This window comes from Aeromonas sp. 600886 (assembly GCF_049174935.1).
Classification (GTDB): Bacteria; Pseudomonadota; Gammaproteobacteria; order Enterobacterales; family Aeromonadaceae; genus Aeromonas; species Aeromonas veronii_A.
Window position 1 is genome coordinate 1 of record NZ_JAAKUB010000015.1, and the last position, 22395, is coordinate 22395.

Annotated in this window: 23 protein-coding genes; 7 read left to right on the forward strand and 16 right to left on the reverse strand. The window is 60.8% G+C overall.

What is annotated here, in order from left to right:
- Nucleotides 1-145: 145 nt before the first annotated feature.
- From gloA to G5179_RS12655, 9 genes are all read right to left on the reverse strand, one after another.
- Entirely contained in the window at nucleotides 146-559 is a 414-nt protein-coding gene (gene gloA, locus G5179_RS12615; RefSeq protein ID WP_005337610.1) for a lactoylglutathione lyase, read from the reverse strand.
- Nucleotides 560-615: 56 nt separating this feature from the next.
- Nucleotides 616-1257: an endonuclease III gene (gene nth, locus G5179_RS12620; protein ID WP_005337609.1), complete on the reverse strand. Its 642-nt coding sequence runs from the start codon at nucleotides 1255-1257 to the stop codon at nucleotides 616-618.
- A gap of 13 nt (nucleotides 1258-1270) precedes the next feature.
- Complete coding sequence (locus G5179_RS12625; RefSeq protein ID WP_421258484.1) at nucleotides 1271-2032, reverse strand: electron transport complex subunit E; 762 nt, start codon at nucleotides 2030-2032, stop codon at nucleotides 1271-1273.
- A gap of 15 nt (nucleotides 2033-2047) precedes the next feature.
- Nucleotides 2048-2680, reverse strand: coding sequence for an electron transport complex subunit RsxG (rsxG, locus tag G5179_RS12630; RefSeq protein WP_421206477.1), 633 nt, complete (start codon nucleotides 2678-2680; stop codon nucleotides 2048-2050).
- Nucleotides 2681-2723: 43 nt separating this feature from the next.
- Nucleotides 2724-3776: an electron transport complex subunit RsxD gene (gene rsxD / locus G5179_RS12635; RefSeq protein WP_204479647.1), complete on the reverse strand. Its 1053-nt coding sequence runs from the start codon at nucleotides 3774-3776 to the stop codon at nucleotides 2724-2726.
- Between the two features lie 11 nt (nucleotides 3777-3787).
- A complete protein-coding gene (gene rsxC / locus G5179_RS12640) occupies nucleotides 3788-6520 on the reverse strand; it encodes an electron transport complex subunit RsxC (protein ID WP_421258485.1) in 2733 nt (910 codons plus the stop codon).
- Nucleotides 6521-6534: 14 nt separating this feature from the next.
- Nucleotides 6535-7113, reverse strand: a complete 579-nt coding sequence (gene rsxB / locus G5179_RS12645; RefSeq protein ID WP_108541074.1) for an electron transport complex subunit RsxB — start codon at nucleotides 7111-7113, stop codon at nucleotides 6535-6537.
- Nucleotides 7114-7115: 2 nt separating this feature from the next.
- The gene (gene rsxA / locus G5179_RS12650) at nucleotides 7116-7697 is read right to left on the reverse strand and encodes an electron transport complex subunit RsxA (RefSeq protein ID WP_005337600.1); all 582 of its coding nucleotides are present in this window, start codon (nucleotides 7695-7697) and stop codon (nucleotides 7116-7118) included.
- A 181-nt stretch (nucleotides 7698-7878) separates the two neighbouring features.
- Nucleotides 7879-11022, reverse strand: a complete 3144-nt coding sequence (locus tag G5179_RS12655; RefSeq protein WP_421258486.1) for a DUF3427 domain-containing protein — start codon at nucleotides 11020-11022, stop codon at nucleotides 7879-7881.
- Between the two features lie 153 nt (nucleotides 11023-11175).
- Here G5179_RS12655 and G5179_RS12660 point away from each other — a divergent pair, with 153 nt between their 5' ends.
- Both G5179_RS12660 and G5179_RS12665 read left to right on the forward strand, forming a co-directional pair.
- Nucleotides 11176-11643 carry a hypothetical protein gene (locus G5179_RS12660; protein WP_216953278.1) on the forward strand — a complete coding sequence of 156 codons (468 nt, stop codon included), beginning with the start codon at nucleotides 11176-11178 and terminating at the stop codon, nucleotides 11641-11643.
- A 163-nt stretch (nucleotides 11644-11806) separates the two neighbouring features.
- Nucleotides 11807-12175, forward strand: coding sequence for a VOC family protein (locus tag G5179_RS12665; protein WP_005337594.1), 369 nt, complete (start codon nucleotides 11807-11809; stop codon nucleotides 12173-12175).
- 221 nt (nucleotides 12176-12396) lie between these two features.
- On the opposite strand, the gene G5179_RS12670 is transcribed toward G5179_RS12665, so the two are convergent.
- The gene (locus tag G5179_RS12670; protein ID WP_421258519.1) at nucleotides 12397-13977 is read right to left on the reverse strand and encodes an alpha/beta hydrolase; all 1581 of its coding nucleotides are present in this window, start codon (nucleotides 13975-13977) and stop codon (nucleotides 12397-12399) included.
- A gap of 345 nt (nucleotides 13978-14322) precedes the next feature.
- On the opposite strand from G5179_RS12670, the gene G5179_RS12675 reads away from it, so the two are divergent.
- Nucleotides 14323-14445, forward strand: a complete 123-nt coding sequence (locus G5179_RS12675; RefSeq protein WP_265177348.1) for a hypothetical protein — start codon at nucleotides 14323-14325, stop codon at nucleotides 14443-14445.
- Entirely contained in the window at nucleotides 14435-15451 is a 1017-nt protein-coding gene (gene rluF / locus G5179_RS12680; protein ID WP_421258487.1) for a 23S rRNA pseudouridine(2604) synthase RluF, read from the forward strand. Before G5179_RS12675 ends, rluF begins: the two co-directional genes overlap by 11 nt.
- A gap of 80 nt (nucleotides 15452-15531) precedes the next feature.
- Here rluF and G5179_RS12685 read toward each other — a convergent pair whose 3' ends face one another.
- Nucleotides 15532-16806 (reverse strand): cyanate transporter, encoded by a 1275-nt coding sequence (locus G5179_RS12685; protein WP_421258488.1) that lies wholly within the window; start codon nucleotides 16804-16806, stop codon nucleotides 15532-15534.
- Entirely contained in the window at nucleotides 16799-17320 is a 522-nt protein-coding gene (locus G5179_RS12690) for a nucleoside deaminase (RefSeq protein WP_216978455.1), read from the reverse strand. The genes G5179_RS12685 and G5179_RS12690 overlap by 8 nt, the downstream gene beginning before the upstream one ends.
- A 109-nt stretch (nucleotides 17321-17429) precedes the next feature.
- Here G5179_RS12690 and G5179_RS12695 point away from each other — a divergent pair, with 109 nt between their 5' ends.
- Nucleotides 17430-18272 (forward strand): LysR family transcriptional regulator, encoded by an 843-nt coding sequence (locus G5179_RS12695; protein WP_421258489.1) that lies wholly within the window; start codon nucleotides 17430-17432, stop codon nucleotides 18270-18272.
- 77 nt (nucleotides 18273-18349) lie between these two features.
- On the opposite strand, the gene rsmS is transcribed toward G5179_RS12695, so the two are convergent.
- The 3 genes from rsmS to G5179_RS12710 form a co-directional block, all read right to left on the reverse strand.
- Complete coding sequence (gene rsmS, locus G5179_RS12700; protein WP_080768580.1) at nucleotides 18350-18505, reverse strand: pleiotropic regulatory protein RsmS; 156 nt, start codon at nucleotides 18503-18505, stop codon at nucleotides 18350-18352.
- Between the two features lie 95 nt (nucleotides 18506-18600).
- Nucleotides 18601-19071, reverse strand: a complete 471-nt coding sequence (locus tag G5179_RS12705) for an acyl-CoA thioesterase (RefSeq protein ID WP_088869297.1) — start codon at nucleotides 19069-19071, stop codon at nucleotides 18601-18603.
- Nucleotides 19072-19091: 20 nt separating this feature from the next.
- Complete coding sequence (locus G5179_RS12710) at nucleotides 19092-19394, reverse strand: hypothetical protein (protein WP_088869296.1); 303 nt, start codon at nucleotides 19392-19394, stop codon at nucleotides 19092-19094.
- Nucleotides 19395-19535: 141 nt separating this feature from the next.
- Between G5179_RS12710 and G5179_RS12715 the strand changes: the two genes are divergently transcribed.
- Together G5179_RS12715 and G5179_RS12720 are read left to right on the forward strand one after the other, a co-directional pair.
- The gene (locus tag G5179_RS12715; protein ID WP_042656069.1) at nucleotides 19536-20174 is read left to right on the forward strand and encodes a tellurite resistance TerB family protein; all 639 of its coding nucleotides are present in this window, start codon (nucleotides 19536-19538) and stop codon (nucleotides 20172-20174) included.
- A 154-nt stretch (nucleotides 20175-20328) separates the two neighbouring features.
- Complete coding sequence (locus tag G5179_RS12720; RefSeq protein ID WP_101531498.1) at nucleotides 20329-20787, forward strand: GNAT family N-acetyltransferase; 459 nt, start codon at nucleotides 20329-20331, stop codon at nucleotides 20785-20787.
- Between the two features lie 93 nt (nucleotides 20788-20880).
- Here the strand turns inward: G5179_RS12720 and G5179_RS12725 are convergent, their stop codons facing one another.
- A complete protein-coding gene (locus G5179_RS12725) occupies nucleotides 20881-22296 on the reverse strand; it encodes a PLP-dependent aminotransferase family protein (protein ID WP_421258490.1) in 1416 nt (471 codons plus the stop codon).
- Nucleotides 22297-22395: the final 99 nt, after the last annotated feature.

Consider the following 22395-nt stretch of genomic DNA (forward strand, 5'->3'; position numbering starts at 1 on the left):
TGTTCGTTTCACACCTTGTCCCATCGGGTTCTCCATGTATTGGGGGGAAAGGTGTAAACCATATTCAGGACGGGACAGAGGCATAAAAAAGAGCGCAGATGCGCTCTTTTTTGATCCTGCTATTCAGCAGCGGGATTAGGGCAGCTTAGAAGCTGTCACCCAGGCCGGTACCGGCATCTTTCTTGGCAATCAGTTCAATCTTGTAACCGTCCGGATCTTCGACGAAGGCGATGACGGTGGTGCCGCCTTTGACCGGGCCCGGCTCACGAGTGATCTTGGCACCGGCGGCGCGCAGTGCTTCGCAGGTGGCATAGATGTCGTCCGCTTCCAGCGCGATGTGGCCGTAGGCAGAGCCCAGTTCGTACTCGCTCACCCCCCAGTTGTAGGTCAGCTCGATCACCGCTTCATCCTTCTCGTCACCGTAGCCGACAAAGGCCAGGGTGTACTTGTACTCGCTGTTCTCGCTCTTGCGCAGCAGCTTCATGCCGAGGACGCGGGTGTAGAAGTCGATGGAGCGTTGCAGATCGCCGACACGCAGCATGGTATGCAGAATTCTCATTGCTCAGTTCTCCGGGTTGGTGATGTGTACTGCTTTCAATCTCGGTTGCGAGGCTATCAGCTTTCTGGATAGACCTTCTCTTTGTATTCGCACAAGTCCTCGATGATACAGGAACCACAACGGGGCTTGCGAGCCAGACAGGTGTAACGCCCGTGCAGGATCAGCCAGTGGTGGACATCCAGCTTGAACTCGGCGGGTACCACTTTGAGCAGCTTCTCCTCCACCTGATCCACGTTCTTGCCTACCGCAAAGCCGGTGCGGTTCGATACCCGGAAGATATGGGTATCGACGGCGATAGTGGGCCAGCCAAAGGCGGTGTTGAGCACCACGTTGGCGGTCTTGCGGCCGACGCCGGGCAGGGCTTCCAGCGCTTCGCGGTTCTCTGGCACCTCGCCTCCGTGGCGCTCCAGCAAGATGGCGCAGGTCTTGATGACGTTCTCGGCCTTGGTATTGAACAGGCCAATGGTCTTGATGTACTCCTTGAGCCCGTCCACCCCGAGATCCAGCATTGCTTGCGGGGTGTTGGCCACCGGATAGAGTTTGTCGGTCGCCTTGTTGACGCTGACATCGGTTGCCTGCGCCGAGAGCAGCACGGCGATCAACAGCTCGAATGGCGAGTTGAAATTGAGCTCTGTGGTGGGGTGGGGGTTGTTTTCCCGCAGTCGCTCGAGGATCTCTCTGCGTTTCTGGTTATTCATGCCTTGCGTCCGATCATAGTTCGGTCGCCCGGACGCGAGCCGGGGCAACGTTGCAGTGGGCCACTGTGGATGCTTGTTTGCGGTCCCGCCAGTCGTTGATGGCGTTCTTGGCGGCGATCAGCAGTCCCAGCCCGATAAAACCGCCCGGCGGCAAAATCGCCAGCAGCAGACTGGCATCGGCGTGGAACAGCTCGATGCGCAGGGATTTGGCCCACTCGCCCAGCAGCAGCTCGGCGCCATCAAACAGGGTGCCCATGCCGATGATCTCGCGCATGCCGCCCAGTACCAGCAGCACCAGGGTAAAACCAAGGCCCATCATCAGGCCGTCGAGGGCCGCCAGCAGCGGCGGATTCTTGGAGGCATACGCCTCGGCGCGGCCGATGATGACGCAGTTGGTGACGATGAGGGCGATAAAGATGCCGAGTGCCTGATAGAGGCCATAGGTGTAGGCGTTCATCAGCAGCTGCACGCTGGTCACCAGCGAGGCGATGATCATCACGTAGACCGGGATGCGAATATCCTTCGGCACCCAGTTGCGCACCAGCGAGACAGCGAGGTTGGAGCAGACCAGCACCGCCATGGTGGCAAGGCCCAGCCCCAGCGCATTGGTAAAGGTGGAGGAGACGGCGAGGGTCGGGCAGAGCCCCAGCACCTGCACCAGCGAGGGGTTGTTCTTCCACAGCCCCTGACTCATCAGCTCCTTGAGCTCGCCCTTGCGGCTTTCCAGCTCGGCAATCGGGGTTGTGCCCGTTTCAATCTGTTCCATCTGGTTCATGATGGCTCGACTCCGTTAGTTCGCCGCCGGACAAGCCGGGGCGTTGCTGAGCAGTTCCGGGTGCTCGTGCTGCAGTTTCAGCAGGTTTTTCACCGCCTTGACCACGGCACGGGGGGTGATGGTGGCACCGGTAAAGGCATCGAACTCGCCGCCATCCTTCTTCACTGCCCACTCCGATTCATTGTCGGCGGTCAGGGATTTTCCGGTAAAGCTGTTGATCCAGTTCGATTTTTTCAGCTCGATCTTGTCACCAAGGCCTGGGGTCTCGTTGTGAGCGAGCACTCGCACCGCACTGACGGTGCCCTTGGCATCAAAGCCCGCCACGATGCGGATCGCCCCGCTGTAGCCATCCGGCGCGATCGCCTCCAGCGCATAGCCGGTCACCACGCCATTTTTGCTGGCGGTATAGAGGGCTTGCGGCTGATCGCTGCCCAGATACTTCCTGCTGGTCACCAGCTTGCAGCTGGTCACCAGATCGTTGTCATAGCTGCCGGCAGGCAGCAGCGCCTCCAGCGTCTGCAACTTCTCCAGCTGCTGCTGGTGGGCGATCTTGTCCTTGGTCAACTCGTTGGTCAGCACCACCAGTGCGGTGCAGCCCAGCGCGAACATGGCCAGGATCAGGCCGTTCTTGCGCATGCTCTTTAACATGTCCGGGCTCCGTCAGCTGTGATGGGAAAAGAGGGCAGAAACATCATTGGCGACGGGCTCCATACACTTTCGGGCGAGTCAGGCTGTCGATAAAGGGTACGCAAAGGTTGGCCAGCAGCACGGCGAAGGCGAAGGCATCCGGGTAGCCGCCAAAGCGGCGAATGATGTAGACCAGCACCCCGATCAGCACGCCATAGACCAAGCGGCCGCGCGGCGTGGTGCAGGCACTGACCGGATCGGTGGCGATAAAGAAGGCCCCCAGCATAGTCGCGCCGCTAAAGAGGTGGAACATCGGCGTGGCGGTGGCATCCGGGCTCATCAGGTAGCCGAGGGTCGCTGCCGCCAGCAGGGCACCGAGAATGGCGGTGGGAATGCGCCAGTTGATCACCTTCTGTTGCAGCAGGAAGAGGCCGCCCAGCAGATAGCCGAGGTTGACCCAGCTCCAGCCGATGCCGCCCCAACCCTCGAACAGCGGGCCGCTCAGGATCTCGCCGGTGGTGAGCCCCTGAGTCAGGCCTGTTTTCAGGGTATCGAGGGGGGTCGCCATGGTGAGACCATCCACCCCCTGCTTGAGCTGGGTCATGCTGTAGCCGTCGAGACTAAAGCCGGTGAAGATCACCGACGCCGCATCACCAAAGCCGAGGCTGTAGGCGCGCACGCTCTCCGGTGGCAGCCAGCTGGTCATCTGCACCGGGAAGGAGACCAGCAGCAGCACATAGGCGACCATGGCCGGGTTGAACAGGTTCTGACCCAGTCCGCCGTAAAGGTGTTTGGCGACGATGATCGCAAAGGCTGTGCCCACTACCAGCATCCACCACGGCAGCAGCGGCGGCAGGGAGAGACCGATCAGCACGGCGGTGAGCGCCGCACTGCCATCCATCAGGGCTGGCTTGATGGCGCGGCCACGGAGCTTGAGCACCAGCGCCTCGCACAGCAGCGCGGTCACCAACGCCAGCAGGATCTGGATAAAGGAGCCCCAGCCGAAGAACCAAGTCTGGGCCAGCAAGCCCGGCACGCAGGCCAGGATCACCAGCAGCATCAGGGTTCGGGTCTGTTTGCGGTTATGGGCAAACGGCGCAGTCGCAATATTGAACATGAGTCTGTCGATTACCTTGTGGTTGTTCGGTCGGCTGACGGGGCATCTTCAGCGGCTGTCTCTGCGGCTCTGGCTGCCTCGGCCGCCAGCTTCTTCGCCTTGGCGCGGGCCACTGCGGCTGCAATGGCCGCTTTTTTCGGATCAACCGGGGCGTCAGCCACAGGGGCGCTCGCTTCAGGAGCCTCTGTGACGGCAAGTGGTTGCTCACTGCTGGCGGCATTGCTTTGCATCGGCTCGGCCGGTGCGCGCTCACCCTCAGTTCCGGCTCTATCTACCTGAGTACCGGCACTTTCTACCTCAGCACCGGCATTTTCTACCTCAGCATTGGTACTTGCGCTCTGCTGGGCCAGTTTTTTGGCCTTGGCACGGGCGATGGCAGCGGCGATAGCGGCCTTCTTGGGATCGACCGCTTCGCTTGCTGCCGTATCGCTGTGGCTGGTGGTTACTTCGCTCTTGGCTACCTCCACGTCGCGGGTCTGTGCGCTGGCAGTAGGCTCACTCTGCGCATCTTCAGCACCGGCACTTTCGCCCTGCTGGGCCAGCTTTTTGGCCTTGGCACGGGCGATGGCAGCAGCAATTGCCGCCTTCTTGGGATCGACCGCTTCGCTGACAGCAGATGGCGCATCGCTTTGGGTTGCTGCCGTTTCGCTGGTGCCTGCGTTTGCAGTCAGATCGCCCTCAGCGCTGTCACCCTGCTGGGCCGCCTTTTTGGCCTTGGCACGAGCTATGGCGGCAGCAATTGCAGCTTTTTTGGGATCGACAGGGGCATCATTTTGCGTGTTGACCTCGGCTGCCGTGCCGTTGGCAGCGCTTACCGGTTCACCATTCGCCTCGGCCTTTTTGGCTTTGGCACGGGCAATGGCGGCGGCAATTGCTGCCTTTTTCGGATCAACCTCTGCCTTTTGCTGATCAGCATCTACCGCAGGCGCAGCAATGGCTTCGGCAGTCACAGGCTCGGCGCTATCGCTAGCCTGAGCCGCTTTCTTGGCCTTGGCGCGGGCCAGTGCGGCGGCGATGGCCGCTTTCTTGGGATCGCTGACGAGGTCAACCGCCTCGGCGGGTTGCGCCGCAGCGGCAGTGTCGCTGTTTGCGCTCTCTGCCAGCTTGGCGGCGCGGCGCGCCTCCGCTTCCCGTTTACGGGCTTCGCGGGCGGCAATCACGGCGCTGTTGTCAGGCAAGCCCTCGGCGGTGGCGGCAATGGCTGTGATGGGGGCATCCTGCTTGGCCTTGATGCGGGCCAGTGCCGCTGCCACCGGATCTTCGCCGCCTGCGGCCGTCATGGTCTGACGGCGCTGGGCGGCGGCTTCGGCATGGCGCGCTTCGCGGGCTGCTTTCTCCCGCTCGAAACGGGCCTGCTTGGCTTCGAATCGCTGCTTGGCGCGTTCGGCTTTTTCGGCCTCGGCACGGGCTTCGCGAATGTCGTCTTTGGCGATCTTGTAGTACTGCACCAGCGGGATCTCGCTCGGGCAGACCCAGGCGCAGGCGCCGCACTCGATGCAGTCCATCAGGTTGAGCTTCTCGGCCTTGTCATACTCCTTGGCCCGGCTGTACCAGTAGAGCTCTTGCGGCAGCAGAGTGGCCGGGCAGGCATCGGCACAGGCGCTGCAACGGATGCAGGGCTGCTCCGGGCCGGGGGCGGGCAGTTCGGCCTGCGTCGGCGCCAGCAGGCAGTTGGTGGCCTTGACCACAGGCACCATGGCGTGGGGCAGGGTAAAGCCCATCATGGGGCCACCCATGATCACCCGCTGCTCCGCTTCCGGTTGCAGCTCGAAACGCTGCAACAGCCAGCGTACCGGCGTACCGAGGCGCACCCAGGCGTTGCCGGGCTGCTTGAAGCTATCGCCGGTGAGGGTGACGATCCGCTCGATCAGCGGTTCGCCGTCGATAATGGCACGCTTGATGGCAAACACGGTGGCGACGTTGAGCACCATGATGCCGATATCGACCGCGCGGCCCCCCTTGGGCACCTGACGGCCGGTGAGCAGCTCGATGGTCTGCTTGGCTCCGCCCGAGGGGTACTTGGTCGGTACCGTCTTGACCAGCACATCCTCATCGGTGGCGTGGCGGGTCAGTTGCTCGATCGCCTCGGGCTTGTTGTCTTCCACCCCGATCAGGGTGAGTTTCGGTTTGAGCAGGTGCTTGAGCACCCGGATGCCATCCATGATCTCGTCGGCATACTGCTGCATCAACCTATCGTCGGTGGTGATATAGGGTTCGCACTCCAGCCCGTTGACGATCAGGATCTCGGTGAGCTGGCCGCGGCCATCTAGCTTGCTGTGGGTGGGGAATACGGCGCCGCCAAGGCCCGCGACCCCTGCCTGCTGGATGCGTTCGAGCAGCTCGCCCCGCTCCAGATTCCAGTAATCGGCTTTGCCATTGCGCTCGCCCCACTTATCCTCACCATCGGGGGTGAGAATGACGCAGAGATCGCCGAGTCCGGAGGGGTGGGCAACCGTGTGGTTGCCAATCTCGGTGATGGTGCCCGAGGTGGAGGCATGGACAGGGACGACCCGCCCCTTGGCATAACGGGTCAGCGGCTGCCCTTTTTTGACCTTGTCGCCCACCTGCACCAGCAGATCGCCGGCGGGGCCTGCGTGTTGGCGTAGCGGAATAATGAGGCGTGGCGGCAGACCGGCGTCTACCACCGGGCTCTGGCTTGATTGCAGCTTGTTGTCGGCGGGGTGAATGCCACCGTGAAAGTCCCAGAGCGTGCCGGCTTTGATACGTTCGAGTAAGGAATGCATGGTTGCTCCGCTGTTTATTCCACTATCTTGACCGGAATCTTGCCCGGAACATGCACGTTATTGAGATCCCACTTCCAGTTATCGACCGTGGTGGGCACCGGGATCATCTCGATGCAGTCGGTCGGGCAGGGATCGACACAGAGATCGCAACCGGTGCACTCGTTGGCAATCACGGTATGCATCGCCTTGGTAGCGCCGACGATGGCATCCACCGGGCAGGCCTGAATGCACTTGGTGCAGCCGATGCACTGATCTTCGTGGATAAAGGCGACCTTTTTGACTGGCACTGCGGCCTCGTCACTGTCCCCCAGCGGCTGGGGTTCGACCCCCATCAGATCGGCAATTTTGCGCATGGTGGCCTCGCCACCGGGTACGCACTTGTTGATCTGATCGCCGTTGGCGAGCGCCTCGGCGTAGGGTTTGCAGCCGGGATAGCCGCACTGGCCACACTGGGTCTGGGGCAGCAGGGCATCGAGCTGATCGACGATGGGGTCTGCTTCCACATGAAACTTGACGGCGGCAAAGCCCAGGATAATCCCGAACGCCAGCGCCAGCAGGGTGAGCACCAGAATGGCAAAGAGAATATGGATCATGGTTATATCTTGATAAGGCCGGTAAAGCCCATAAAGGCCAGCGACATCAGACCGGCGGTGATCATGGCAATCGACACCCCGCGAAACGGGGCGGGCACATCGGCGGCGACCAGACGCTCGCGCATGGCGGCAAACAGGATCAACACCAGCGAGAAGCCGGTGGCGGCGCCAAAGCCGTAGATCACGCTCTGGATAAAGTCGTGTCGCTCATTGATGCTGAGCAGCGCCACCCCGAGCACCGCACAGTTGGTGGTGATGAGGGGCAGGAAGATCCCCAGTAGGCGATAGAGGGTCGGGCTGCTCTTGCGCACCACCATCTCGGTAAACTGCACCACCACGGCGATCACCAGAATAAAGGCGAGGGTGCGCAGATAGGCGATATCCAGCGGCAGCAGGATATAGTGCTCCACCAGATAGGAGCTGGCACTGGCGAGGGTCATCACGAAGGTGGTCGCCAGCCCCATGCCGATGGCGGTTTCCAGCTTGCCGGAGACCCCCATAAAGGGACAGAGGCCGAGGAATTTCACCAGCACGAAGTTGTTAACCAGCACGGTGCCGATCAATAAAAGCAGGTACTCAGTCATCAATTACCGTCACTGAAAGTCGGGTTATCGGGGTTTGAAGGCGGGCGGTATTATCTGACGTTAGGGCCAGTTAAACAACCGCAAGGCCGCATGGTTATTATGCAACTGGATAATTTAGCCGGGGTTTTGGGCAAGAATCCGGTGGGTTTTGCGTCATCTTCCCACCGGGTGAGAAGCCTTACTAACCAACAGCCAGTTTGGCGGCCTCTTTCCACATAAATGGCGGCATCGGAGTAGTGAGACGCCATTTAATGTTCATCGGTTGGCTGCCAGTGTGGGATACGTACTCCACCTCACCAAAGTTCACAAAGCCAAGGGTGCGGCCAAATTCATCTTTGCTCTGCTCACGAACGAGCAGAAACAAGCGCTTACCTTCTGCTCTGTGGTTTATGTAACTCAGCCCCTTACCCCGTTCTGGGCGAGCGCTGTTTTGGCTCTGCCAATGAAACAGCGACTCGTTGATGGCGTAGTCGTGATAACGGGTAGTGGGGGAGAAGTGCTGTTCCGTTTTGTTCAAGGTCACGAACAGCAACTCGATATTTTGCTCTGCGATGACATAGACCCCTTCGCGAGCCGTGGGTTGCTGCGCGAAGGTGGTCGCGCCAAAGCCAACCAGCACCTGCTCTCTGGCATAGCGAGCATGCAGTTGCAGCGGATTACCGGGAAGGTTTGGCATGGCGCTTTGTTCGTGTTGCACCCGGTTGAGCAGCATGGGCAACAGATCTGCCAGCTCGGCCCTTAACTCTGGTTGATTGAGTTGTTTCAGGCTGTGCGCCAAGGAGCTAAAGCCTGCATTGGGGCCGCTCTGTTGCCAGAAGTCGTAATGGCACATCAAGGCCATACGTTCATCGTGTTCGGCCGTTAAGGTAAAGGCGTCTGCCACCAAGGTTTGTAAGAATTTCAAGTAATGGAGCGCATCGCAGCCCAATAGCCGGGTTTTGATGGCCCGGGTGTAGAGGGTCGACAGCTTCTCATCGCTCATTTCAGAAATGGTATGGTTGCTAGCCTGTTTGACCAAGGCGCTCCAGTTACCGCGCTTGTAGATCTCCTCAAGGCTGATGTGAGGGTAGAACTTCAAAAAGTTCGCCAGCGTCAGTGGTAAATCACAGTCCTGTGAGAAACGGCGGATCAGGCCCATGAGGCGTGAGGTATTGAGGGTCGCCTTCTTGATATTGCTCAGAATTAACTCTTGGGTCTGTTTTGAGAGTTCGATGCGGCAGCCCAAGGGGGCGTGAGGGAAGCCCTGTTTGATCTCGTGGCTGATCGCCTTATTAGTTTTACCCACCAGTGCCCGGAATTTCTGGGCAAAGTCATACTCAGCACGGGCATTGCCAACAAAGTCCAACACGGTGCAGCACTCTTTATCGCTCGCCAGCCGCAGGCCGCGCCCTAATTGCTGCAAGAAGATAGTGAGGCTTTCCGTTGGTCGTAAAAATAGCAAGGTATCGACTTCCGGGATATCAACCCCTTCGTTGAAGATATCCACCACGCAGAGAATATTGATAACGCCGGTACGCAAATCTTGTTGTTTGCTATACCGTTCTTCTCGGTTATCGCTGGTGAGAATATCAGCCTTGATGCCCTTCAATAAAAAGGCCTTGCGCATAAAATCGGCATGTTCACGGCTCACACAAAATGCCAGCGCTTTTATCTTGGTAATATCGGTGACGATCTCATTGAGGCTCTGGACTATTTTCTGTACCCGCTGCTGGTTATGGGTATAGATATTGGTGAGTTCAGTGATGTCATAACGGCCATTTTTCCAAGCCACTTGGCGCAAGTCAGTATCATCATCGATACCAAAATATTGGAACGGACAGAGATGGCGACGATTGATGGCCTCGGGCAAGCGGATCTCTGCTGCGATGACACCACAAAAGTCGGCAAGAATATCACCGCCATCATGGCGCTCTGGCGTTGCGGTTAATCCCAACAGAATGTGAGGTTCAAAGGCGGCGAGCAGACCGCGATAACTGGCCGCCGCAATATGGTGAACCTCATCAATGACGATGTAATCGAAATAATCTGGGCTAAGAGGTAAATTAGCCAGCTGGTTATTCAAGGATTGCACCGAGGCAAATAGTTGACGGTAGTGGGTTGGCACGGCGCCGCCGACTAAGAGTTCGCCAAAATTGGATTGCTTGAGCACACCGCGGTACGAGGCTAATGCTTGGCGCAAGATCTCCTCTTTGTGGGCGACAAACAGGAACTTGGCATCGGGTTTGGTTTTCAGAAAACGCGCAAAATCAAAAGCGGAGATCAGGGTTTTCCCTGTACCGGTGGCCGCAACCACCAAGTTACGGAAGCGCTGGTGTAAAGCGCGCTCCATCGCCAATTGTTCAAGGATCTCCAGTTGATGGGGAAACGGCGTGATATCAAAGAAATAGGCAGGGCTATTTTTGTCCCCATCCCCACGGGCCTCTTGCAGTGCATGCTGCAATTTTGTACGGTTTTCGAGCTTGCCATCAAACAGCTCAAAATCATCGGATTCCCAATAGGTTTCAAAGGTACTCAGGGATTTCTCGATAATATGAGGGATCTCTTGCGAGGTGATTTTTAGGTTCCACTCCAAGCCGCTGGTGAGGGCAGAGTGAGAGAGATTGGAGGAACCTATATAGCCGGTATGAAAGCCGGTATTTCGGCAAAAGAGATAGCTCTTGGCATGCAACCGCTCGCGCTGGGTGTTATAGCTGAGTTTGACTTCGGTATTTGGGAGGCTGGCTAAAAATTCAACTGCCTTGGCATCGGTCGCCCCCATATAAGAGGTAGTAATTACTTTTAATTGGCGGCCGCTGTGAGTGAACTCTTCCAGCTCATGACGGAAAATCCGGATACCTGCCCATTTGATAAATGAGACCAGCCAGCAGATGCTATCTGCCGATAAAATTTCCCGTTTAATCTCCGACTCCATCGACAAACCCGCATTGCTGCCACAAAACAGTTCGCTCTGAGTGAGACCTGTCAGAGGGAAAATATCCTCGGCATATTGCTTTAAATTGGCGGAGATGGGGTTATCCAACTGGTAGAGTGCTGTCAGAATTTTTCCCTGACTATCGATGAGGTTCTCGCCAATAAAGTCTGGGTCTTGGGTGCGATCCTTTAGCCAAAGCAATAACTGGTTAGCCAGCTCAATCTGCCGTTGCAGCTGATCCTCTCCAGTTACCGAGCCCACCGCATATTCCAAAACCCGGCTCAGAAATCTGGATAACCAAACTGCCGCTTCGGCAGGCTCAAGTTGGCGTTCCCCCACGTAAAAGCGCTCGCGGTCGAGTCGAGATGTCAGCAGTTGAGTAATGAGCTGTTCATAAATACCGCATTGTTGCATCGCACTTTAGCCTTGAGCGTTGTACATGAGGGTGGCGAGAAGAGTATCATTTTTTCCAACCAAATCAGTAAGCTGTTGTCGTCTGTTGCTCGTTTGAAAATCGCTCCGGTTTTCGTGATACAGCCCGACAGTGACAACCACAGGGAGGTGGTGATGGATCCGGTTTCCTATCTTTTTTCGGCTTATCTCAATCTGGTACAGCAGCAGGTTGCGGATATCTATGGCACTGAGGCCAAGACGCTGGTGGTGCAGTATGAAGGGGAGTCGGTTCCGTTCTCTTTTCAGCTGTGGCAGATCCAGCAGCCGAGCGTTTGTCGTCCCTACCAGCAGGATGTGCGGCGTTTTAGCCAGTGCACGGTCAAGGCGTCCGCCCTTTTTCACAAGCTGTGTGATGACTTGACCCGGCAGGATGACAGCAGCTGGCAACTGCCCAAATTTCGCACCATGTATTGCTCGGCAGCCGTCAGTTATCGGCCCCTTATCGCCGAAATAGGGGATGCCAAACAGAGTCCGGCCAAGCTGGCAGAGCGGGCTTGCAATCAGGCGATTCTGGCGGCGATGGATAGCGAAGATGAGACCCTGCAGGCCCAGCGGAATAAAGCGTGCGCAGCGGTGCAGTAACGCGAATTTATTTGACCAGATCATTTGCGTTCTCTTTGCGCGCCACGGCACACATGGGCTCTCTCTTGCCGGGTAAGATGGGGTTGCCCGCCGTGGCGACGACAGTCGGATGCTTGCGGGCAGATGCCGGTCACATCAGCCATATCACCACCAGGAGGTAACCATGATCAGCCATATCGACCATCTGGTATTGACGGTCAGTGATATCGAGCGCGCCGTGGCGTTTTACAGTTCGGTGCTCAATATGGAGGCCATCACCTTCGGTGCGGGGCGCCGGGCTGTGGGGTTTGGCAACCAGAAGATCAATCTGCAACTGCTGGGGCAGGAGCCGCGCAATCGGGCGCAGGTGGGGTCGGGGGATGTCTGCCTTATCACCCGCTGGCCGCTGGAGCAGGTGATGGCCCAGCTGGCCTGCCACGGGGTGGAGATTGTCGAGGGGCCGGTGACCAAAAGCGGTGCCTGCGGGCCGATAGAATCCATCTACTTCCTCGACCCTGACCAGAACCTGATAGAAGTGAGCATCTATCCCTGACAGGGTTGGCGCGGCGCCTGACGGTGCAACACCTATCAGAATCACTCTACTTCCTCGACCCGGATCAGAACCTGATAGAAGTCAGCATCTATCCCTGAGCCCACCAAGCCATCACTCCCATCGCCATCAGCAATAGAAAGGGGCCGTCAATTGACGGCCCCTTTCTCGTATCGCTATCGCGCCAAGCACGTCGGCCGCTTGGCCGATGTGGCAGAGACGCCCTAGAAAGGCGCGCTGCTCTCGTCGCTCTCCTGTAAAAACTGCTCCAGCTCGGCCTGATAGGCCGCATCAGGTTGACCACTGCTGGCAGGAGTTACGGCGGCAGGGCTGGTAACGGGAGGAGCGGTGAGGGTCTCCATTACCCGCTGCTGCAGATAGGGGGAGAAGGGGTTGGAGGAGGTGCGGGTGAGGGCGCCGGGGTTGACGATCAGCACGCCGCGCTCGCCACGCAGGGCCAGACCGCCGAGATTGATGCCGTATTGCTCCCGCTGCTCCGGGCGTGCCGCCATGCCATAGAGGGGGTCGTCCATCGGGAAGGGGAGCGCCACATGGGAGAGGGAGTAGATCTCTTTGGGATAGTCGATGCCCAGCGGGTGGAGCTGCTCAGGCTGGTCGGCGCTGGCCAGCGTTCTGGCCTGGGTTGCGGGGGAGGTTGGCTCGACATTGCCCACCACGGTGAGGCGATAGTGCCCGGGGGCGTTTGGCAGCAAGCGGTGCAGCGCCAGCTCGGAGGCCGAGCTCATCAGCGGGCCAAACAGGGTGCTGCGGTTGATATCAAACAGCACCAGTTCGCTGCCGTTGGCCGGCAGGTAATGGTAGAGATCGGCAATGATGGAGCGGGTGCTGACGGTGTAGTCCATCACCGACTGGAAGGTGAGGGCGGGGGGAAACGCCGCCAGCTCGCCACTGGCGGCCAGCTGGCGCACCTGCTGCTGGATGGCGTGGGTCAGGCGATAGGACTGGCGCGCGCCGTTGACCGGAAACGAGTTGTACTTGAACGGGTTGAGCTCCGGCATGGTGTCGAGCCAGGCGGCGTTGGCAAAGGCGGGCAGCAGGGCAGGCACGGCCTTGATCCCGGCGAAGCGGGCAAAGCGGGTCACCCCGATCATCGGGGAGATCAGCACCAGCCGATCCGGTTTTGCCAGTGCGCCGCTCGGGTCGGCCAGTGCATCGAGCGCATATTTCACCGCCAGCGCGCCGCCGTTGGAAAAGCCCACCAGATGCAGCGGCCGCTTGCCCGGCGCCAGCAATCTGGCCTCCCGCACCGCCAGTCGGGTGGCGGCCAGCCAGGTCTCCCAATCCACATCCACGAGGCCAGCGGGCACAGTGCCGTGGCCGGGGAGCCTCAGCCCCAGCGCGATAAAGCCCTGCTGCTGATAGCGTCTGGCCAGATGGCGCAGGCTGTAGGGGGAGTCGGTCAGGCCGTGCAGCAGCACCGCTACCCCTTTGACTTCCCCCTCGGGGCGCAGCAGGTAGGAGCGGTTCCAGTTCTGCTGAAAGCGGGCGGGATTGATGGGGGCGTCCTGATAGTAGCGATTGCTGGCCAGTTGCTGCTCCGGCGGTGTCTTGGCTACTACCTCGGTGGCCACCAGCTCGAACAGCTCTGCTTCGCGGGCCAGATAGGCTTGCCAGTCGCTGCGATCGAGCTCATCGGCACTGAGTTCGGGGGGCACCACTGTGTGCCACAGCTGCAGCGGCGCTGCCTGCCAGGCGAAGTAGGCGATCACCGCCCATGCGGTCAGCAACAGCAGCAACAGGGTCAGCAGAGCACGGCGAACAAGGCGGCGAGTGTGAGCCAGCATGGTGCAATCCTTGGCGATAGAGATGGGGCCGCCTTTGGGCGGGCGAGTTTGGCGCAGCATCCAAGGCGCTGCCAACCGGCTTAAAGCCTAATGGAAACAAGGTGATATGTATAGTTGATGGCGTTCGTCCGCGCTGGCTGTGGGCGCCTAATCCCGCCGTTGGCATCAGGCTGGCCGTTCGAAGGCTGCATCGCGGGCCATCTGGCGGCGTGAACTTGTCCTCGGATGCCCGCTTGGGCGCTGCGACTCTGCAACTATCTGCCCCTGAGAGGGGGCAATTATGCTACTGTAGCGGCGTTTTTTGATGGATAAGCTGGCATTGGCCTTTTTTGAAGATGGAATGGTATGCAGAACTTTGACGTAGTGAATTGGCTGATGCAGCAGACAGCCTCTCCGGCGCAGCCGGAACAGGCGATGGCACAACCGGGCGTGGCCCAGACCCTGTGGCAGGTGACTCATGCTGGCTAACGAATCCATGCGCCTGAACAAATACATCAGCGAGAGTGGTATCTGCTCGCGCCGCGAGGCCGACCGCTTTATCGAGCAGGGCCACGTCTTTATCAACGGCAAGCGCGCCGGGATTGGCGATCAGGTGCAGGTTGGCGATCTGGTCAAGGTGAACGGTCAGGTGATCGAGCCGCGCGAGGCGGACAGTCTGGTGCTGATCGCCCTCAACAAGCCGGTGGGCATCGTCAGTACCACAGAGGCGGGCGAGAAGGACAACATCGTCGATTTCGTCAACCACAGCACCCGGGTCTTCCCCATCGGGCGGCTCGACAAGGATTCGCAGGGGCTGATCTTCCTCACCAACCACGGCGATCTGGTCAACAAGATCCTGCGGGCAGGCAACGATCACGAGAAAGAGTATCTGGTGACCGTCGACAAGCCGGTGACCGACGAGTTTGTGCGCGGCATGGCGGCCGGGGTGCCGATCCTCGGTACTGTCACCAAGAAGTGCAAGGTGAAGAAAGAGGCGCCGTTCGTCTTTCGCATCACCCTGGTGCAGGGGCTTAACCGCCAGATCCGCCGCATGTGCGAGCACTTCGGTTTTGAAGTGACCAAGCTGGAGCGCATTCGCATCATGAACGTCAGCCTCAAGGGGCTGCCGGTGGGCGAGTGGCGCGATCTGACCGACGACGAGCTGCTCGATCTGTTCAAGCTGATTGAGGACTCCTCCTCCGAGGTGAAACCGGCCAAAGGCGACAAGCCCAAGGCGGCCAAGGCTCCTGCGGCGCAAACCGCCAAGCCGGCCCAAGGCAAGAAGCCGCGCCGCGATGATGATCACGAGATTGGCGGGCGCCCCAATGTACCGGGCCCGGAAGCCTTCGAGAAGAAGCTGCCGGTGGGCAAGGGGGGCGCGGGCAAAGGTGCCGCCAATAAAGGTGGTGCTGGTAAAGGGTCACCCAAGGGTGGCAAACCGGCCGCTGGCAAGCCGCGCACCGCTAACAGCGGACGGCAGAAGAAGGGGCGCTGAGTTGCTCCCCTGAGTGGCGTCAGCCGCCAGTCATCTCCAATACGGTTATCCCCAACACTATTATCTCCAACACACCGGCCTCAGGCCGGTGTGTTGCTTTGGGCCGCAGCGCTGGTTGGGAGAGGAGCAGAATGGGTTGGCTCGCTGGCGGTCGGTAACCCCATGACGCGAGGGTAGTGGCGCGGGTCGAGGCGCAGCACCAGCAGGCTCATCAGCAGTAAGCCCCCCAGTTGCCACTGCCAGGCAGCTGCGAAGTCGCTCACATAGTGATAGAGCCGTGCCGCCACCCAGGGGCCGGTGGCCGCCAGCATAAAGCCGAAGCCCTGCATCAGGGCGCTCAGGGTGCCCGCGCGGCGCGGGTCGGGCAGGTGATCGAGCGCAATCACCATGATCAGCGAAAAACTGCCGCCAAGACCGGCGCCGCACAGCATGCACCAGAGAATGGGGGCACTGGCTGGCGCCAGCCATAGGCCGCCGAATCCCGCCAGCTGCATGGCGATGGCAAGGCCTATCCAGGGTCGTCGATCCAGACTGCGCGCCGCCAGCAGCGGCAGGCCGAGGCCGCTGGCGGTCTGCGCCAGTGCCAGCCAGGCGACCAGCTCGCCCGCTTGCGCGGCGCTCCACCCTTGCGCCATATAGGCGGGGGCCAGCCAGGCCACTACGATGCCGTAGCCGCTGTTGATGATGCCAAAGCAGACGATCAGCAACCAGCTGCGGGGCAGGGTGATCAGCCGCTGTTCGCCGTGGGGAATGGCGATTGCCGCGGCCCGTGGCAGACGCACTTGCCACACCAGCCAGACGAGGGCCAGCAGCACCGGCAGGCTCCAGAACGCCAGCGCCCGCGACCAGTCGAGGCTGGCCGCCAGCCGTGGGGTGAGGCTGGCCCCCAGCGCCCCGCCCCCCATCATGCAGGCAGAGAAGATCCCCATCACCAACGGCACCTTGTGGGCGAAGGCCTGCTTGATAAGCGCGGGCAGCACTCCCTGCACCAGTGCCGAACCAAGGCCGCAGAGCGCCGCGCTGGCGATCAGCAAGCTGCCGCTTTGGGCATCGAAGCGCATGGCGCTGCCAATGCCGAGCAGCAGCAGGGCCGCCCCCAATAGTTGGCGCGCACTGGCGCGCCGACGCAGGCTGGGGGTGAGCAGCACGCCAATCCCGATGAGCCAGAGCGGCAGCAGGGTAAGCCAGGCGAGGGTGTCCATCCCCAGCGACAGGGCGCGGCCAATCTCGCCGCTCAGCGGGCCGATGGCGGTAAGAAAGGGGCGCAGATTCAGGCCAGTCAGGATCACCAGCACCAGCAGGGCAAACTGCTGGCGGCGCGCTTCTGCCGGGCGTTCGAAAGTCCCTTTACTCATGATCAGGCGCTGCTTGTTGCGGCTGGTGGCCGTAGAGATCCGCCGCCGTCATGGTGACGGCCAGTTTGACCAGCGGCAGAGGTGGCGGTGCCAGCGGCAGTCCCAGCGTTTGATAGGCGGCAGTGCTGTCAAAGCCGAACGGGGCCGCATCGGCGTTATCAAAGGCGTAATAGACGGCGGCTATACCGTTCATCACCAGCGCGCCGAGGCACATGGGGCAGGGGTGACCGCTGGCATAGACGATGCTGCCCGCGAGCGGCGCGCTCTGGCTTGCCTTGCGCAGCGCCTCCAGCTCGGCGTGACGGGTGGGATCGCCATCCAGATGAATGCCGTTGACCGCGCTCGCTACCAGCTGGTCATCGCGCACCAGCAGGGCGGCGAAGGGGCGACCGCCCTGCCGGTGATTTGCTCTGGCCAGTTGCACCGCCTGCTCCAGCCATTGTCGGTGAGTCTGGAGTGAGGTTGATGGGGTGAGCGAGCGAAGAGGGGTAGACGCTACAAGAGGCTGTGACATGATGAAAAACCCTGATTTGACAGAACAAATGCCAGCCTAGCGGCGAAAAAAGTCATTTGGAAATTAAATGATAGAATGAGTTTCAGTGGTTTTGTAAATGGAGTGCCCCATGCTGGATCCCCTGTTGCTGCGCAGTTTTGTCGCCATTATCGACACCGGCAGTTTTACCCGCGCCGGTGAACGGGTTCATCTGACCCAATCCACCATCAGCCAGCAGATCCGCCGCCTTGAGCAGCAGCTCGGCTGCCCGCTGCTCGATCGCGCTGGCCGAAGGGTGGTGGCGACGGCGGAGGGGGAAAAATTGCTGGGGCTGGCCCGCCGCATTCTGGCGCTGCTGGCGCAGGCCGAAGAACAAGTGACGGAAGGGTGCGTGGCGCTCAGCCTCGGGGTGCCGGAGGATTTCGCCGCCGGTGCCATCACCCCGGTACTGGCCGCCTTTGCCCGCGATTACCCCGAGGTGCGGCTGGAGGTGGAGAGCGGCCTGAGCCACGAGATCTGGCAGCGCTTCGAGGCGGGAGAGCTGGATCTGGCGCTGGTCAAACAGACGCGGGGGCAGGGTTCGCCCCTTGCCAGCTGGCGCGAGCCGCTGGTGTGGGTCGACAGCCGCGACTGGCCCGCCCGGGAACGGGATCCGCTGCCGCTGGTGGTGTTCCCGAGCGAAGGGCTCTATCGGCGCCAGATGACCGAGGCGCTCGATGGTCTGGGGCGGCGTTGGCGTATCGCCTATGTCAGCGCCAGCCTCGCCAGTTTGCAGGGGGCGGTGAGCGCGGGGATCGGGGTGAGCTTGCTGCCCAAACGGCTGATGCTCGCCGATCAGCTGGCCCTGACCCAGTGGCCCAAGGTGGCGCCGGTGGAGCTGGCGCTCCATGCCGGGGGAAGCGGGAGCGAGCCGCTCACCCGCTTGAGTGCGGCCCTAATCGCCCTGTGCGACGAGGTGATGGGGCCGCAGTGAGTGGCTATGTGGGGGAAAAACTTCTGTGGGGAAAAACTGGCGTCGGAAAGATAAGGCAGAAAAAGTGCGGGGAGGGATCAGTGATCCTTCCCCTCCGCCAGCTTGCGCTCGTAATCCTGTTTCACAATGGCCAGTGCCGCCAGCACCAGCTCGGGAGCCAGCTCATTGGTTTCCAGCAGTTCAATCAGATCCACCGCGAGTTTTACCTCGGGCGGGGCAGTTTCCAGTGACATGGGCAGGGTTCCGGTTGCGGGAAGAGGGGGGATTATACAGGGGCGCCGCCGCAGGCCGAAAGCGCCCGCTGTATCGGGAAGGGGAATCACCAAGGTCAGAGGTGCTGGCGCATCTCCTTGTCGATCTCCTCGCGCAGGGCGATCAGCTTTTTGGCGTACTGCTGCAACTGCAGATCGCTCTCGCTTACCGGCTGCCACTGGGGCACTGGGGTCGGCTTGCCGTGCTCATCCATCGCCACGAAGATGATGATGCAGTGGGTGGTTTTGTGGCGCTCGGTGTCGGTGGGATGGCGGCTGTAGACATCCACCGCCAGATGCATGCTGGTGGTGCCGGTGTGGATCACCTGGGCGTGCACCTCTACCAGTTGGCCAATCTGGATGGGGCGCAAAAAGCGGATCCCCCCTACATAGACGGTCACCGCATAGCCGCCACACCAGCCAGCGGCGCAGGCATAGCCCGCCTGATCGATCCACTTCATCACCATGCCGCCATGCACCTTGCCGCCGAAATTGACGTCGGAGGGTTCGGCCAGAAATTGCAGGGTCAGTTCGCGGGGGGGGATCATGCTCTCTCCTTGGTTCGGGGTCATTGACGGTAGCTCTTGCGGTAGGCGTCAGCCTGTTGGCAGGGGGGCAGGTTGTTGAGGTCGGGCCGCTTGTTGCCCTCGCGCTGGCCGAAGCTGGCGAACTCCTGCTGGCACTTGTCGGCCTTGCCGCCCTCCTTGATGCAGGCGTCGATCCGCTGTTGCTTGCCCTGCTCGACCAGTTGCTGCTGAGCTTGCTGGCAGGCGGCATCCAGCTTGGCCTGCTGGGCTGAGCGATCCAGCTCGCTGGCGGCACTGGCAGTGCCGCACAACAGCAGAACCACGAAAGGGGTGATGATGCGCATCCTGATGCTCCTTGTTGACCTGTTTCAGGTATACCGCGAATGGCGGCAGGATGCACAGGGGACGGCGCAATAATGGGGCCCATTCACTCTTGGTTCATCAGTCTGGCGCCAGCATGGGCCGAACAATAGCGAGGTGCCACGATGAAACAGATGCTGGAACAGTTGTTGGGGGCTGGCAAAGGCTGGCTCAACGAAGGCGGCGACAAGCGCAAGGGGCAGATGCAGGGAGCGCTGGCCGGTGGCGCGCTCGGTCTGCTGCTGGGCAATAAAAAAGTGCGCAAATATGGCGGCAAGGCCGCTGCCGTGGGCGGCGCGGCGGCCCTTGGCGGGCTGGCCTACAAGCTCTATCAGGATTGGCAGGCCCAGCAGGCGGCACCGGCCCAGCCCACCCATCCCATCAGTGGGCTGGAAGGCAATGCGCTGGATGCCCGTGCGGCGCTTTTGGTGCGCGCCATGGTGGCTGCGGCACGGGCCGATGGCCATATCGACGGCGCCGAGCGCCAGAAAATTCAGGAGTACCTGACCGAACAGGGTCAGAGCGATGTCGCCCGCTGGATTGACGCCGAGCTGGCCCGTCCCCTCGATCCCCACGCGCTGGCGCGGGAAGTGACCGATATGGAGCTGGCCACCGAGGTCTATCTCGCCTCCCTGCTCGCCATCGAAGTGGATCACTTTATGGAGCGAGGCTATCTCGACGAGCTGGCACGGGCCCTCAAACTCGATGACAACCTCAAAGGGAGCATCGAGCGGCAGGTGGCCCAGCTTAACGCCCCCGCCTGATACCCCTCATCGCCATGGATTGCCGATAACGCCCCGCTCAAGGGGCGTTGTTGTTTCTGCTGCCCGCCAAAAGATACGGATGAGCCTATTTGGATTGTGGGGCACAGCCCCTAAGATGGCGCAGGACCATCACCCTTTTTGCAAGGAGCAACCGTTGGAGATACGCAAGGCAAGCGAACTGGATATCGACGCGATTGTCGAGCTGAACCGGCAGATAGGAGAGATCCACCATCAGCACTATCCCGAAGTGTTCAGCCCCCCTTCGCCAGAGGAGCGGGCATTTCTGCTCGGCGCCATCGGTGCAGAAGGGCGTCTGTTCTGCGTTGCCGAGCAGGATGGCAGGGTGGTGGGCTTTTTGACGGCGCGGATCGACATCAATGAGAGCGTGCCTTTTCTCACCCGTGCGCCGATTTGCCGCATCGGCTCGGTGGTGGTGGATGAGCAGCACCGTTCCCGCGGGATTGGCAAGGCGCTGATCGCCCATTGCGATGAGTGGGCCAAGGCCCGTGATGCTCAGCAAATCCGGCTGGAGGTGATGGCCTTCAACGAGCGTGCCCAAGCGCTCTACGAGGCGCTGGGCTTCAAGGTGCAGTCGCAGATCATGGCCAGATAACCAGTTTCTGATGGCGAGCCAAGGCGCGTCACTCCCCAACTACACAGGCCCGTTACGGGCCTTTGTTCGTTTCGTCAGCGGCTCTTTGCCACGTTACTTTTCACCGAGTTGTGCGGCAATCAGTGCGGCCAGCCGGGTGAGGGCCTGCTCCAGCTGTTCGCTCCAGGGATGGGAGCTGTTGAGGCGCAGGCAGTGATTGTGTTGTCCCTGACTGGAAAAGAGCGCGCCGGGGGCCACTGAAAAACCGCTGCCTAGAGCCTTGGCGTGCAGGGCGCGGCTGTCGAAATGGGCAGGCAGCGCCAGCCAGAGGAAGTAGCCGCCATCGGGGGAGGAGATCCGCACCTCGTCCGGCAACAGCCGTTGCAGGGCCGCCCGCATCTGCTGCTGGCGCTGGGCCAGGGTGTGGCGCAGGCGGCGAAAGTGGGCATCGACTCCGCCCTGGCGCAGCATCTCGGCCAGCGCCAGCTGGCTCGGTACATTGGTGGAGAGGGTGGACATCAGTTGCAGCCGCTGCACCCGCTCGGCATGGAGCCCCGCCACTACCCAGCCGACCCGAAAGCCCGGTGCCAGACACTTGGAAAAGGAGCTGCAGAGCAGGCTGTCGCCACGCTGATCCCAGTGGCGGATCGGCTTGGGGCGCTCGCGGCCAAAGTAGACCTCCGCATAGACGTCATCCTCCACCAGCGGCACCCCATGGCTGTTGAGCAGCGCCATCAGCCGCGCTTTGTGACTATCAGGCATGGTGTGGCCGAGCGGGTGCTGCACATTGCCCATCAGCCAGCACGCCTTGATCGGCATCTGGCTGAGGGCGTCGGCCAGCAGGTCGAGATCGATGCCCACCCCCGGAATGACCGGGATCTCCACCGCCTTGAGTTTCAGCCGCTCGATGGCCTGCAGGGCGCCATAGAAGGTGGGGGACTCCACCACCACCCAGTCACCGGGCTCGGTCAGCACCTGCAGGCTGAGGGAGAGCGCCTCCATGGCGCCTGTGGTGATGATGATCTCCTGCGGATTGACCGCCACCCCATCGCTGGCGTAGCGCTGGGCGATGGCACGACGCAGCGCCTCGTTGCCGGGGGGAAGGTCGGCCACCGTGCTAAAGGGATCGAGCTTGCGCATGCAGCTGGCCAGCGCCCGCCCGAGCTGGGGATGGGGGAACAGGGGCGGATCGGCCACCGACATGCCAAGGGGCACCAGATCCCGCGATTTGCTCGCCTGCAACACCTCGAACACCAGATCGTTGATATCCACCGAGCCGCTGTAGTGAGTCTGGCTCGGCGTGTGCTGCACGACCTGTGGTGAGGCGGCTTTGACGTAGTAGCCGGACTGGGGGCGGGCGAGGATCCGCCCCTGACTCTCCAGCAGTTGATAGGCCTGCAACACCGTCATGGGGCTGAGCCCGTGGGTCTTGCAGCTCTGGCGAATGGAGGGGATGCGATCCCCCGGTTGCCAGATGCCATCGTCGATCTGGCTTTGCAGGCGGTCGGCCAACTGCTGATAAAGGGACATGATCTGGATCAACTGTTATAGGTGTAATTCAATATAACTGCATCTGTTATAGGTGTCATGCTCCGTGATGTACTTGTCACGCACGAAACGTGCAAGGCA

What these genes read in the sequence shown, in the direction of transcription:
- rsxG (WP_421206477.1), bottom strand. Translation starts at nt 2,680, where the DNA reads ATGTTAAAGAGCATGCGCAAGAACGGCCTGATCCTGGCCATGTTCGCG.
- rsxC (WP_421258485.1), bottom strand. Translation starts at nt 6,520, where the DNA reads ATGCATTCCTTACTCGAACGTATCAAAGCCGGCACGCTCTGGGACTTT.
- G5179_RS12725 (WP_421258490.1), bottom strand. Translation starts at nt 22,296, where the DNA reads ATGTCCCTTTATCAGCAGTTGGCCGACCGCCTGCAAAGCCAGATCGAC.
- nth (WP_005337609.1), bottom strand. Translation starts at nt 1,257, where the DNA reads ATGAATAACCAGAAACGCAGAGAGATCCTCGAGCGACTGCGGGAAAAC.
- G5179_RS12685 (WP_421258488.1), bottom strand. Translation starts at nt 16,806, where the DNA reads ATGAGTAAAGGGACTTTCGAACGCCCGGCAGAAGCGCGCCGCCAGCAG.
- G5179_RS12715 (WP_042656069.1), top strand. Translation starts at nt 19,536, where the DNA reads ATGAAACAGATGCTGGAACAGTTGTTGGGGGCTGGCAAAGGCTGGCTC.
- G5179_RS12655 (WP_421258486.1), bottom strand. Translation starts at nt 11,022, where the DNA reads ATGCAACAATGCGGTATTTATGAACAGCTCATTACTCAACTGCTGACA.
- G5179_RS12690 (WP_216978455.1), bottom strand. Translation starts at nt 17,320, where the DNA reads ATGTCACAGCCTCTTGTAGCGTCTACCCCTCTTCGCTCGCTCACCCCA.
- rluF (WP_421258487.1), top strand. Translation starts at nt 14,435, where the DNA reads ATGCTGGCTAACGAATCCATGCGCCTGAACAAATACATCAGCGAGAGT.
- G5179_RS12705 (WP_088869297.1), bottom strand. Translation starts at nt 19,071, where the DNA reads ATGATCCCCCCCCGCGAACTGACCCTGCAATTTCTGGCCGAACCCTCC.
- G5179_RS12625 (WP_421258484.1), bottom strand. Translation starts at nt 2,032, where the DNA reads ATGAACCAGATGGAACAGATTGAAACGGGCACAACCCCGATTGCCGAG.
- G5179_RS12710 (WP_088869296.1), bottom strand. Translation starts at nt 19,394, where the DNA reads ATGCGCATCATCACCCCTTTCGTGGTTCTGCTGTTGTGCGGCACTGCC.
- G5179_RS12660 (WP_216953278.1), top strand. Translation starts at nt 11,176, where the DNA reads ATGGATCCGGTTTCCTATCTTTTTTCGGCTTATCTCAATCTGGTACAG.
- rsxB (WP_108541074.1), bottom strand. Translation starts at nt 7,113, where the DNA reads ATGATCCATATTCTCTTTGCCATTCTGGTGCTCACCCTGCTGGCGCTG.
- rsxD (WP_204479647.1), bottom strand. Translation starts at nt 3,776, where the DNA reads ATGTTCAATATTGCGACTGCGCCGTTTGCCCATAACCGCAAACAGACC.
- G5179_RS12670 (WP_421258519.1), bottom strand. Translation starts at nt 13,977, where the DNA reads ATGCTGGCTCACACTCGCCGCCTTGTTCGCCGTGCTCTGCTGACCCTG.
- G5179_RS12675 (WP_265177348.1), top strand. Translation starts at nt 14,323, where the DNA reads ATGCAGAACTTTGACGTAGTGAATTGGCTGATGCAGCAGACAGCCTCT.
- gloA (WP_005337610.1), bottom strand. Translation starts at nt 559, where the DNA reads ATGAGAATTCTGCATACCATGCTGCGTGTCGGCGATCTGCAACGCTCC.
- G5179_RS12695 (WP_421258489.1), top strand. Translation starts at nt 17,430, where the DNA reads ATGCTGGATCCCCTGTTGCTGCGCAGTTTTGTCGCCATTATCGACACC.
- rsmS (WP_080768580.1), bottom strand. Translation starts at nt 18,505, where the DNA reads ATGTCACTGGAAACTGCCCCGCCCGAGGTAAAACTCGCGGTGGATCTG.
- rsxA (WP_005337600.1), bottom strand. Translation starts at nt 7,697, where the DNA reads ATGACTGAGTACCTGCTTTTATTGATCGGCACCGTGCTGGTTAACAAC.
- G5179_RS12665 (WP_005337594.1), top strand. Translation starts at nt 11,807, where the DNA reads ATGATCAGCCATATCGACCATCTGGTATTGACGGTCAGTGATATCGAG.